General features: G+C 72.2%; 8 protein-coding genes and 1 pseudogene. All 9 read left to right on the top strand.

Annotation, left to right across the window (positions count from 1 at the left end; translation table 11 throughout):
* Nucleotide 1 precedes the first annotated feature (1 nt).
* Nucleotides 2-969 (top strand): annotated as a pseudogene (locus tag FF36_RS37485) (GltB/FmdC/FwdC-like GXGXG domain-containing protein); the annotation flags it as partial.
* Nucleotides 970-1088: 119 nt separating this feature from the next.
* Complete coding sequence (locus tag FF36_RS08680) at nt 1089-2531, top strand: glutamate synthase subunit beta (protein WP_044884477.1); 1443 nt, start codon at nt 1089-1091, stop codon at nt 2529-2531.
* Between the two features lie 193 nt (nt 2532-2724).
* Complete coding sequence (locus tag FF36_RS08685) at nt 2725-3321, top strand: adenylate kinase (protein ID WP_044884478.1); 597 nt, start codon at nt 2725-2727, stop codon at nt 3319-3321.
* Nucleotides 3322-3343: 22 nt separating this feature from the next.
* The gene (locus FF36_RS08690) at nt 3344-5659 is read left to right on the top strand and encodes a phosphoinositide-specific phospholipase C-related protein (RefSeq protein ID WP_236705409.1); all 2316 of its coding nucleotides are present in this window, start codon (nt 3344-3346) and stop codon (nt 5657-5659) included.
* Nucleotides 5660-5760: 101 nt separating this feature from the next.
* Nucleotides 5761-6216: a tellurite resistance TerB family protein gene (locus FF36_RS08695; RefSeq protein WP_044884479.1), complete on the top strand. Its 456-nt coding sequence runs from the start codon at nt 5761-5763 to the stop codon at nt 6214-6216.
* A gap of 212 nt (nt 6217-6428) precedes the next feature.
* Complete coding sequence (locus FF36_RS08700; protein ID WP_044884480.1) at nt 6429-7247, top strand: sulfite exporter TauE/SafE family protein; 819 nt, start codon at nt 6429-6431, stop codon at nt 7245-7247.
* A 488-nt stretch (nt 7248-7735) separates the two neighbouring features.
* A complete protein-coding gene (locus FF36_RS08705) occupies nt 7736-8428 on the top strand; it encodes a hypothetical protein (RefSeq protein ID WP_242418565.1) in 693 nt (230 codons plus the stop codon).
* Nucleotides 8418-10859, top strand: a complete 2442-nt coding sequence (locus tag FF36_RS08710) for a glycosyltransferase family 2 protein (protein ID WP_044884482.1) — start codon at nt 8418-8420, stop codon at nt 10857-10859. Before FF36_RS08705 ends, FF36_RS08710 begins: the two co-directional genes overlap by 11 nt.
* Nucleotides 10859-12568: a galactose oxidase early set domain-containing protein gene (locus FF36_RS08715; RefSeq protein WP_242422386.1), complete on the top strand. Its 1710-nt coding sequence runs from the start codon at nt 10859-10861 to the stop codon at nt 12566-12568. The genes FF36_RS08710 and FF36_RS08715 overlap by 1 nt, the downstream gene beginning before the upstream one ends.
* The last annotated feature ends 52 nt before the right edge of the window (nt 12569-12620 follow it).

The following is a 12620-nucleotide window of genomic DNA, read 5'->3' on the forward strand; positions in this document are numbered from 1 at the left end:
NACCTGCTCGACGCCCGCGCGGCGATCGAGCACTGGAAGGCGTCCGGACTGGACATCACCCCGCTGCTGCACAGCCCCGAGCGGCCGTTCGGCGGCTCGCTGAACTGCACCTCCAGCCAGGACCACGGACTGGACAAGGCGCTGGACAACTCGCTGATCCAGCTCTGCGAGGGGGCCCTCGACGACGGCCGGCCGGTCTGGCTGGAGATGCCGATCCGCAACGTCAACCGCACCGTCGGCACCATGCTCGGCTACGAGGTGACGAAGCGGTACGGCGCGGCCGGGCTGCCCGACGACACGATCCAGTTGCGCTTCACCGGGTCCGCCGGGCAGAGCTTCGGGGCCTTCGCCCCCAAGGGCATGACGCTGACGCTCGAGGGCGACGTGAACGACTACACCGGCAAGGGTCTGTCCGGCGGCAAGATCTTCGTGTTCCCGCCGAAGGAGTCGCCGCTGCGCGCCGAGGAGAACATCGTCGCCGGCAACGTCCTGCTCTACGGGGCGACGGCGGGAGAGGCGTTCTTCCGCGGGATCGTCGGCGAGCGGTTCTGCGTGCGCAACTCCGGGGCGACCGCGGTCGTCGAGGGCGTCGGCGACCATGGCTGCGAGTACATGACCGGTGGAACGGTGCTGGTCCTCGGCTCGATCGGGCGTAACTTCGCCGCCGGCATGAGCGGCGGCGTGGCGTACCTGTTCGACCCGGTCGAGGCCCGGATCAACACCGAGATGGTCGACGTCGAGGATCTGGAGGCCGCCGACGAGGCGGTCGTGCGCGACCTGCTCGTCCGCCATCGCCGGGAGACCGGCTCGACGGTGGCCGCGCGGCTCTACGCCGACTGGGAGAACGTGCGCGGCGCGTTCCGCAAGGTCATGCCGCGGGACTACAAGCGGGTGCTCACCGCGATCCGCCAGGCCGAGGAGCAGGGCCTCGTGGCCGAAGACGTGATCATGGCGGCGAGTCGTGTCTGAGCGGCGCGCGGTGCGCGGCGGCCGGCCGGCCGCGGAGACGCTGATCGCACCGAAGGTGATCTCGCCGAAGATGATCGCGCAGGGGGCCGGGCGGCCCGGACGGATCCGACAGGAGTGTCATGGCTGACCCGACAGGCTTCCTCAAGCACCGCCGGGAGCTGCCGAAGCGCCGGCCGGTCGACCTCCGCCTCCAGGACTGGCGGGAGGTCTACCAGCCCTTTCCCGAGGAGCACCTGCGCGAGCAGGCCAGCCGGTGCATGGACTGCGGCATCCCGTTCTGCCACAACGGCTGCCCGCTGGGGAACATCATCCCCGAGTGGAACGACCTGACCCGGCGCGGGGACTGGCCTGACGCCATCGAGCGGCTGCACGCGACGAACAACTTCCCCGAGTTCACCGGCCGGCTGTGTCCCGCGCCGTGCGAGGCGGCCTGCGTGTTGGGCATCGGGGACGACCCGGTGACCATCAAGCAGGTCGAGGTCAGCATCATCGACCGGGCCTGGGCGGACGGCACCGTCGTGCCGGTGCCGCCGACGGTGCGCACCGGGAAGCGGGTCGCGGTCGTCGGCTCCGGGCCGGCCGGGCTCGCCGCCGCCCAGCAGCTCACCCGCGCCGGGCACGACGTCGTCGTGTACGAGCGGGCGGACCGGGTCGGCGGGCTGCTGCGCTACGGCATTCCCGAGTTCAAGATGGAGAAGAAGGTCGTCGACCAGCGGCTCGCCCAGATGGAGGCCGAGGGCACCTCGTTCGTGACCTCCTGCAACGTCGGGGTCGACATCTCCGCCGACGAGCTGCGTTCCTCCTACGAGGCGGTCGTGCTGGCGGGTGGCTCGACGGTCGGTCGCGACCTGCCGGTCCCCGGCCGGGAGCTCGGCGGCATCCACCTCGCCATGGAGTTCCTGGTGCCGGCGAACCGGGTCGCCCAGGGTGACCTGGCGACCTCGCCGATCTCGGCGAAGGGCAAGCGGGTCGTCATCATCGGCGGCGGCGACACCGGCGCGGACTGCCTGGGCACCTCACATCGCCAGGGCGCGGCGTCGGTGCACCAGCTCGAGATCATGCCGCGACCGCCGGAGCTACGGGCGCCGGCCAACCCGTGGCCGTCCTACCCGATCGTCTACCGGGTCTCCAGCGCGCACGAGGAGGGCGGCGAGCGGGTGTTCGCCGTCAACACCGAGCGGTTCCTCGGCGACGACGAGGGCAACGTGCGGGCGCTGCGCATGCACGAGGTCCGCTTCGTCGCCGGGAAGTTCGAGAAGGTCGAGGGCACTGACGTCGAGCTGCCCTGCGAGCTGGTGCTGCTGGCCATGGGCTTCACCGGCCCGGAGAAGCCCGGCCTGCTGACCGATCTCGGCGTCGAGCTCGACCCCCGGGGCAACGTCGCCCGCGACGCCGGCTGGTCGTCGTCGGTGCCCGGCGTGTTCGTCGCCGGGGACATGGGCCGAGGCCAGTCGCTGATCGTCTGGGCGATCTCGGAGGGGCGCGCGGCGGCCGCCGCGGTCGACCGCTACCTCATGGGCCGCACCGACCTGCCCGAGCCGATCACCCCGACCCGTCGCTGACGGTGACGGCTGCCTCCCGCGGGGGGCGGCCGTCGCGGCCGGTCCCGGCCGACATCATCGGTGCGGCCGCGTAGGCCGGAGGTTCGCAGCGGGTGACATTTCGCTGTGATGTGCCTTGCTCCGTGCCGGATCTGCCCTGATTGACCGAGATCTGCTGGGGGCATCGGCGCTGGTGGCGGTACCGTCCTGTCATATGAGGCTCGTGCTGCTCGGCCCCCCGGGCTCCGGCAAGGGAACGCAGGGCGCGCGCATCAGCGCCCGCCACGGCATCCCCGCGATCTCCACCGGCCAGCTCTTCGACCGGCAGATCGCCGCGGGCACGCAGCTGGGCCGCCGCGCCGAGCGGTATGTCCGCGCCGGCGAGCTCGTGCCTGACGAGATCGTCCTGGACATGGTCGCCGAACGGCTCGACGGCAGCGTGGACTGCGCCGTCGGCTTCCTGCTCGACGGCTTCCCCCGCACCTACCCGCAGGCGGAGGCGCTGGACCGGATGCTCGCCGCGAGCTGCGGCCCCCTCGACGCGGTCGTCGACCTCGACGTCGACATCGACGAGGTGCTCGACCGCATCCGTCGCCGCGCGCACACCGAGGATCGCGTCGACGACGCCGACGACACCGCTCGCCGCCGGCTGAAGGTCTTCGCGGAGGAGACCGCGCCGCTGCGCCGCTACTACGGTCGCAGCGGCCTGCTACGCACCGTCGACGGCGCGGGCACTCCCGACGAGGTTGCCGCCCGCATCGAGCGCGTGCTGGAGGACACCGCCCACCCCGAGCTGCACCACCCCGGCTGACCGCTCCGGCGGGGGAGCTCCGATGAGCCCCCGGTTGCTGCCGCCCGCGATGACCGCGTCGGCGCGCGATATCTTGAACGCGGTGAGCCAGGGCGCGGATGAGCGGGAGCCGTCGGTACGGGCCGGGCGGGGCACGGGCGTCGCCGGGCCCTCGAACACGGGCCGCCGTCGCGCCGCGCACGTCGGTCTCGTCGCCCTCGTCGTGTTCTGCGGGCTGCCGCTGGTGGTCATCCTCACCGCGGCGCGGACCGTGCTGAACCCGGCCTTCTACTCCCAGTCGCTGGCCCGGGCGCACGCCTACGACCGCATCTACACCGAGGTCCTGCCCGACCCGGCGGTCGACACCCTGCTCGCCGGGCTGCCGATCGACAGCTCACTGGTCACCGCGAACCTGCGCACGGTGCTGCCGCCGGCGACGGTGCAGGAGATGACCGACGAGCAGATCACCCGGATCGTCGACTACCTGCGCGCCCGTACCGGCGACGTCGAGCTCGCGGTCGACCTGCGGCCGATCTTCGGGAACATCTCCGGCCTTGCCAACCGCTACATCGCCGGCGAGCTCGGCACCGGCACCAGCTACCGGGCCGCCTCCGTGCAGGACTTCACCCACGGCGTGCTGACCGCGCTGGACGACATCGCGGCGGGCCGCCCCCCGGCATCGCTGCCCAGCATCGAGCTGACCCCGCAGGACACCGACCGGATCCTGCCGCTCGTGCTCGACCGGGTGGACCCGGCGACCCGCGCGCGCGTCGGCCCCGAGCTGCGGGCGATGCTGCGCTCCGGTGACGTCGCCGGAGCGCTGGCGCTGATCGGACCGCAGGTCTTCCAGGGCGACGAGCGGGCCACCGCCCGGCTGCAGGCGTCGCTGCACGGCTCCACCCTCGACCTCGGCCTGCGCCTGTCGGACCTGCGCGACTCCCCGGCGATCACCGCGATCGACCGCCTGCACGACGTCGCCGCCACCCTGACCTGGGCGACCGCGCTACTCAGCCTGATCATGGCGGGCGCGCTGGCCGGCATCGTCGTGCTGGCCGGGCGGCGGGGGGTGTCGCGGGTCCGCGCGGCGGCCGGGGCGATGATCGCGGCCGGGCTCGGCGCGGCCCTGCTCGGGGCGGTGCTGCGCCTGACCCTGCCCAATCCGCTGACCTCGCTCGCCGGGCCGCGCTCGCCGCTGCCCCCCGGGGCGAGCAGGGTGCTCGTCGACTTCTCCCGGTACGCCTACGGGACGGTGGAGGGCGACTACCTGCGGGTCGTGGCCTGGACGCTCGTCGTCGGCCTCGCCGCCGCCGGACTGTCGTTGCTGGTCGCGGTGTCGGCCCGGTGGAGCCGGACCGGTCGCCGCCGCCGGGTCGCCACCGCGTTCGTCCTGGCCGTGCCCGTGATGGTCACCGTGACCTGGACCGCGTTCCCCGGCGCCGCCGCCGAGCCGCGCGAGCTGTGCGAGAGCAGCCCGTCGCTGTGCGACCGGCGTTACGACCAGGTGACCTACCTCGCGACCCACAACGCGATGGCGAACAGCGAGGACCGGTTCCTCGGTCCGTCCCAGGACCCGACGATCGTCCATCAGCTCGACTCCGGGGTGCGGACGTTGCTGCTCGACGTCCATCACTGGACGCCACCCGCGCAGGTCGAGACGTACCTGGCCACCCTGCCGCCGGCGACCCGCGCGGCGCTGGCACCGCTGAGCCGGGGCGCCGTGTCGACGCGGCCCGGCGTCTGGCTGTGCCACAACCTGTGTCAGCTCGGTTCGCTGGACTTCGTCGCGGAGCTCGGCCGGGTGCGGGACTGGATGGCCCGCAACCCGACCGAGGTGGTGACGTTGATCATCCAGGACGACGACGTCCCGGCCAGCGAGATCGCCGGCGGGGTCGCGGCGGCGGGGCTCGCCGGAATGGTCGCGACGCCGCCCGACGATCCCCACGGACGCTGGCCGACCCTGCGCACCATGATCGATTCGGGTCGGCGGCTGGTGGTCTTCACCGAGCGCCAGGACCTGCCGGGCACCTTCCTGCGCGGCTTCTACCGGTACGCCGCCGACACGCCGTTCGACGCGAAGCGGCCCGAGGACCTGCGCGACTGTGTGCGCAACCGGGGCGCGGCCGGCGCGGGGCTGCTGCTGATGAACCACTGGCTCACCGATGCCGCGCCCAGCCGGCGGGCCGCGCTGACCTCCAACGCCGCCGACACCATCGTCGGCAGAGCCGAGCGCTGCCGCGCGCAGCAGGGGCGGACGCCGACGTTCGTCGCGGTCGACTTCTCGACGATCGGCACGGCGCAGACCGCGGTGGACCGCCTCAATCGTCTCCCCGCTTCGGCCGCCTCCGCCGCCGGGGGCTGATACGGCGGCGGCGGTGATGGTGGGAGCATGGATCGGCCATCGTGCGTTGCAACCAGCGAGAAGACGCCTTCGTCGACCCACACCCGCGCAAGGGAGCTCAGGTGCCCATCTGGAACCAGCTTCGGCAGTCCGCCCAGACGATGCAGGGCCAGCTCGCCGCGAAGAAGAACGACCTGAAGAGCGGAGCCTTCCGCGATGCCAGTATGGCGATCTGCGCGCTGGTCGCGGCGGCGGACGGGACGATCGATCCGGCCGAGCGTCAGCGGGTCGCGTCGTTGATCATTTCCAACGACGTGCTCAACAACTTTCCGGCCGACGACCTCCAGCGACGCTTCAACGACTACGTCGGCAAGCTCCAGGCGGACTTCGAGTTCGGCAAGGTGTCCGTCCTGCAGGACATCGGCAAGACGAAGAAGAAGCCCGCCGAGGCGCGCGCCGTCATCCAGATCGGGATCGTCATCGGCGGGGCGGACGGCACGTTCGACAAGAGCGAGCAGGCCGTCGTGCGCGAGGCGTGCTACGCGGTCGGGATCAGCCCCGAGGAGTTCGATCTGTAGATCCGCTCCGGGGTGCGGCGGTCGCCGCGCGCCTATCTCGTCACACTTCCTCCCCTGCTCGCCGGCGGAGTTGGATGCTCGGGCACATCGCCCGAACGCGCTGACCTGCAAGTCAGCGGGTTGCCCGGGGAGCCGGCAGGCGGGCGCGGATGGCGGCGCCCACGTCCGCCCGGGTGCATCCCTGACGTGACGGCGCGTGACGAGGAGGATGCGTGGGTCCAGCCGATGCCCTGCTGGCGGCCGGGGCGGGTCTGCTGGCGGGAGCGGTCAACGCCGTCGCCGGCGGGGGTACGCTGATCGCCTTTCCGGCCCTGCTCACCACCGGGCTGCCGGCGCTGACCGCGAACATCACCTCCTCGGTGGGCCTGCTCACCGGCTATGCCGGCGGTGCGCTGGGCTATCGCCGCGAGCTCGCCGACCAGGTTGACCGGCTGCGGGCGCTCGGACCGCCCGCGATGCTCGGCGGGATCGTCGGCGCGGTCGTGCTGCTGGCCACCCCGTCGGACAGCTTTCGGGCCCTGGTCCCGTACCTCGTTCTGGTGTCCTGTCTGCTGCTGGCGGCGCAGACCCGGCTGGCCGCTGTCGTGGCGCGGCGGCGGGCCGCGGCCGCCCCGGCCACGACCGCCCCGCCGGTCCCGGCTGCCTCGGCGGCGGGAATCGGCGGGTCAGGGAACACGGTCACCTGGCCCACCCGGATCGGGATCTTCGTGGCCGGCGTGTACGGCTCCTATTTCGGCGCCGGGCTCGGGGTGCTGCTGCTCGGCGTGCTGGGGATCCTGCTCGTCGACGACCTCCAACGCACCAACGCGCTCAAGACGCTGCTCGCCTTCGGCGTGAACGCCGTGGGAGTCGCGGTCTTCCTCATCACCGCGAAGGTCGCCTGGGGATTCGCGGGCATCCTCGTCGTCGCCTCGCTGCTTGGCGGCCTGCTCGGCGCCCGGATCGCCCGGCGGCTGCGCCCGGCTCTCCTGCGTGCGGCGGTGATCACGCTGGGGGTCGGCGTGGCGATCGTGCTTATCATCCGGAACTGATCAGCGCCACGCGGGCCATCTCACCGCGGGCCATCTCACGGCCGGCCATCTCATCACGGGGCAACCGGCCGGACAACGTCCCGACCCGCGTCGGATAATCTTGCCGGTCCGCTCCTCGAATGACTCTCACGTCACTGTCACAATGGCAGCCCGACGAGCCGGGCCCGGCGGAGCCGTATTCGGCGCCCCCGCATAATCTGTGTACGCAGTGTTCCCGAGGAACGCTCACGTAACGGCAATCCTGTGCGGATGGCGCAACATTATCGCGCCGCTGAGCGTCTATCAGCGGGGCTGCTGCCAGGCGTGATCCGCGCGGGGTCGGTGGGTCCTGTCGCGCCAGGGGGTGGCGCGGTTTTGCGGTACGCCAGCGCGGTCGGTCTGAGTGCCGACGCGACGCGCGTGGCTGGTCCGCTGGGAGGGGTCTTGTGTTCGACGATGAACCGATTGCAGTCGGGCGGGCCGGCGCGGCGCGGCCGGGGGCGCCACGGGTGAGCGGCCGAGGCCCGAGCGGCCCGTCGGCCGGGGTCGCGCGCTGGTCGGACCGGGCGCTGGCGCTGTGCGCCCTCGCCGGGCTGATCGCCGCGGCTTCCGTGCCGCGCACCTGGGCGCGCGCGACCCTGTCGGACCGCGGCTCGGCGCTGCTCGTGGTCTCCAGATCGGGCTGGCAGTTGCGTCCGGCCGGGCCGCTGGTGGTCGCGTTCGGCCTGCTCACGGCCCTGGTCTGCGTGCTGGCGCACCGCCGCGGCCGGGCCGCGCTCGGTGCGCTGCTGGCCCTGCTCGGCGCCGCCGTCACGGGTCTCGCGCTGAGCCGGCTGCACGCCGCCGACCCGCTCGTGCACACGATCGGCCGACTGCGCATCGGTACGTTCCAGACCGACGAGCCGGTCGCGGCGGGCACCGCCGGCGCGGGTCTGTGGGTCGCGGCCGTCGCTGGCATCGTGGTGGTGCTGGCGGCCGCGGGCTGGCTGCAGCTCACCCGCCGGGCCGCGGCGGCGGCTCAGGCGTCGACGGCCGGCGGATGGGCAGGCTCCGTCGGAGCGACGCAGGCCGGCTTCGCCCCTGTCTCCGGGCCCGCGTCCGCAGAGGTGTCCGCCGAGGTGTCCGGTGTGGGTCCGGCGGCTCCCGGTGGGATCCCGGGCGGCAACGGTGCCGCGGAACGCGGGGTCGACCATGGCCTATGACTATGCGTCGTTCTCGACGCTCGCCGGACCGCTCCTGGAGCCCCCCGCCAGCGGGGAGTACCACGTCGCCTACCGCAAGATCATGGTGGGGCGCGCGCTCTACCAGGTGTTGCCGCAGCTCATCGCTACTGTGGGCCTGTCGTCGCTGTTCTTCGTCTGGCTGATCCAGCCGGAGCACTATCCGCACGCGAAGTACCTGCCGACCGCCGTGCAGGTCGGCAATGCCGTGATGTTCTGGCTGATCGTGGTCACGGAGGGTATTCGACTGCTGAACTCGATCACCCTGTGCTGGTCGGCGTACATCATGCGCAATCCGGTGCCCGTGCGACCGCCGCGGGGTCTGCGCGTCGCCTTCACGACGACGATCGTGCCGGCGAAGGAGCCCCTCGACGTCGTCCGGGACACCCTCATCGCGGCCCGCAACATCCGCCATGACTCGACGATCGACGTCTGGCTGCTCGATGAAGGCGACGACCCGGCCGTGCGCGCGATGTGCGCCGAGATCGGGGTCAACCACTTTTCCCGCAAGGGTGTGGAGCGCTGGAACACCGCTCGCGGCCGGTTCCGGGCGAAGACCAAGCACGGTAACCACAACTCCTGGCTCGACGCGCACGGCGACACCTACGACGTGGTGCTCTCCGTCGACCCGGACCATATTCCGTTGCCGAACTTCGCGGAACGCATGCTCGGCTATTTCCGGGATCCGAACGTCGCGTTCGTCGTCGGCCCGCAGGTCTACGGAAACTTCCGTCATTACCTGACCCGCGGGGCCGAGGCGCAGAACTACATGTTCCATTCCGTCGTCCAGCGGGCGGCAAACCGGTTCGCCGCCGGGATGTTCGTGGGCACGAACCATGCCTACCGGGTCGAGACCTGGCGGCAGATCGGCGGCTTTCAGGACTCGATCACCGAGGATCTCGCGACGTCCTTCGCCGTCCACGGCGCCCGCAACCCGCAGACGAACCACCGCTGGACCTCGGTCTACACCCCGGACGTCATCGCCGTGGGCGAGGGCCCGGCCACCTGGACGGACTTCTTCAGCCAGCAGCTGCGCTGGGCGCGCGGTGCCAACGAGGTCCTCGTCACCGAGGCCGCCGGTCGGATGCGCAAGCTTGCCTGGGGCCCGCGGCTGCACTACGCCACGCTCATGCTGCACTACCCGACGGTCGCTCTGACCTGGATCCTCGGCATGATCCTCACCACGACGTACATGGCGCTCGGCTCCACCGGGGTGGTCCTGCACGTCTCGGCGTGGCTGGCGCTCTACATCGACGTGTTCGCCGCCCGACTGCTGCTCTACTTCTGGCTGCGCCGGTTCAACACCAGCCCGCACGAGGAGGCGGGCAGCGCCGGGATGTCCGGCATCTTCGTGTCGGTGCTGTGCACGCCGTTCTACTCGACCGCGCTGGTCGGGGCCGTCTTCCGGCGCAAGCTCGGCTTCGTCGTGACGCCGAAGGGCGACCAGGCGAGCCCGGACCGGCTGCTGACCTTCCGCAAGCACCTGTTCTGGGCGGCCTGGTCGGCCGGGTCGATCGCGGCCGCCGCCTCGCTCGGCCACCTGTACCCGGCGAACATGGTCTGGGTCTCGCTGTCGCTGGTGATCTGCCTGCTGCCGATCGGGTTGTGGAGCCTCGAACCGATCCTCGCACCGCGCCGTGCGGCGGCGCCGAACCCGCTGCCCGCCGCGCACGTGCCGGCGCCGCGCCGCGCGCCGCAGACCGTCGGGTCGGCCCGGTCCGCGCCCGTCCGCGCGGCCGCGGCCGGGTACCCGTCGGCCCTCGATCCGATCACCGAGGAGGTGCCGGCCGCCGTCGTCGCGGCGTTCGCCGACCCGGCGACGGAGCACGTGCCGATCCCCGCGGGGCTGGCCGGCGCCGGCGCGGCGGGCATCGGCAACGAGACCCTGACGATCGTCGGGTCGAAGGCCGCGGCCGCCGCGCCGGCGAGGGCGGCCGGCCGGGCGGGCGATTCCACGGGCGTGGACGGTCCCACCATCCTGCTGTCCGCCCCCGCGGCGGCCGCCGCCGCGGCCCGGGTGGCGGCCGGTGCCGGTGCCGGTGCCGGTGGCGTCGGCCTGGGCGGCAGCGGCGGCGCCAGCGCTCGCGCCGGCGGCGTCGATCAGGACACCGTCATCACCCGCACGCTGCCCGCTGCTCCCGAGGAGCGGGCGCCGCGGGGCCAAGACCGGCCCGTGGACGGGCGCGAGCGGCGCCGAGAGCGCCGGGCGGCCGAACTGCCCGCCGACCTGCCCGCCTACGCCGACGACGAGCCCGTCTACGCCGAGCAGGAGACCATGCTGACCCCGCGCAAGGAGCTGGCCGGGGTGTCCGCCGCGGGCGAGCTGCCCGCCTACGTCGAGGACGTCACGATGAGGCTCACCCCGCGCCGCCGCCGCGTCACCCTGGACGGCACGCTTGAGGAGCTGGGCTGATGGCCGACCGTCCAAGGCGGTCCGGATCGTCGCCGGATCCCGACCCGCCGACCGTCTCCGACCTGCACGCGCTCGGCGCACCGGCGCCGGCCGACGATCCGCGGATGGCCCCCGTCGTCGCCCGGCCGACGACCTCCCGGCGGCGTCGGCGGCTCCTGCAGGCGACGATCATCGTGCTCGTCGTCCTCGCCGGCAACTTCCCGTACATGGACTCCTGGGCGTCCGACCGATACGACGAGTGGCGCTCCCATCAGCCCGCGTACATGCGGGACAACGGGCGCTGGGACATCGTCGCGGACAGCGGCTCGCGGTCCATCCATGCCGCACTGCTGCGCACCGGCAAGGTTCTGTTGATGGCCGGCTCCGGCAACGACAAGAACAACTTCGACGCCAAGCGGTTCGAGACCATCCTGTGGGATCCGACGGCGAACAGCTTCCAGAAGATCTACACGCCGTGGGACGTCTTCTGCGCCGGTCACGCGTTCCTGCCCAACGGCGACCTGCTCATCGCCGGCGGGACGAAGGCCTACGAGGTGCTGGCCCAGGACGCCCCCGACGGCAAGAAAAAGGAATACGAGGGGCTGAAGGACTCCTACGTGTTCGATCCGATCAGCCAGCGGTACGTCAAGACCGGATTCCTGCAGCATGCCCGCTGGTACCCGACGCTGGTCACGCTCGCCAACGGTGCCGTCGTCGCCGTCTCCGGACTCAACGAGAACGGCGACATCGACCCGGGCAACACCGAGTCCTTCGACATCGCGAGCTCGGCCTGGATCGAGCATCCGGAGCTGGTCAAGGAATTCCCGACCTACCCGTCGCTGCTGCTCACCGCGGACGGGCGGCTGTTCTTCTCCGGCGCCAACGCCGGCTACGGGCCGGCGTCGCTGGAGGCGCGCCAGTCGGGGCTGTGGAACCTGACGAACAACCAGTTCCAGGCCGTTCCCGGGCTGCCGCTGCCTGAGGTCAACGAGACGGCCGGCACCGTGCTGCTCGCCCCGGCGCAGGACCAGAAGGTGATGTTCATCGGCGGTGGGGGCGTCGGCGACACCCAGGTGGCGACCGATCGCACCGCCATCGTCGACCTGTCCGCGCCGCAACCTGCCTGGCAGCGCGGTCCGGACCTCAGCTCGCCGAAGCGGTACCCGGGCGCCGTGCTGCTTCCCGACGACACCGTGCTGGTCTCCGGCGGGTCGCGGCGCTACCGGGCGAAGGACACCCTCACCGCCGAGATCTACGACCCGGCGACGAAGGCGTTCCGCCCGGTGGCCGACCCGCACGTCGGCCGCGACTACCACTCCGAGTACCTGCTGCTGCCCGACGGCCGGGTCGCGGTCTTCGGCTCCAACCCGCTCAGCGACGACAACACGTTCGACACCCGCGTCGAGGTCTACTCGCCGCCCTACCTGTACGCCGGGGAGCGTCCGGTGATCAGTGGTGCCCCGGGCACGATCACCCGGGGCACCACGATCACGCTGCGTGCCTCGCAGAAGATCGGCAAGGTCCGGCTGATGCGGCCCGGCGCCTACACCCACGTGACCGACACCGAGCAACGGTCGGTGGCGTTGCCGATCACGGCACAGGCGGACGGTACGGTCACCGTGAGCGTGCCGGACAATCCGAACGTTCTGCCGGGTGACTGGTACATGCTCTTCGTCGACAACGGTGCGAACGTGCCGTCGGTCGCGACCTGGGTGCACGTGACCCCCTGACGGCCGCCGCCGCGGCCGGTGGCGCCGGTCAGCCGGTCGGTCGGCAGGTCGG

The organism is Frankia torreyi (assembly GCF_000948395.1).
Classification (GTDB): Bacteria; Actinomycetota; Actinomycetes; order Frankiales; family Frankiaceae; genus Frankia; species Frankia torreyi.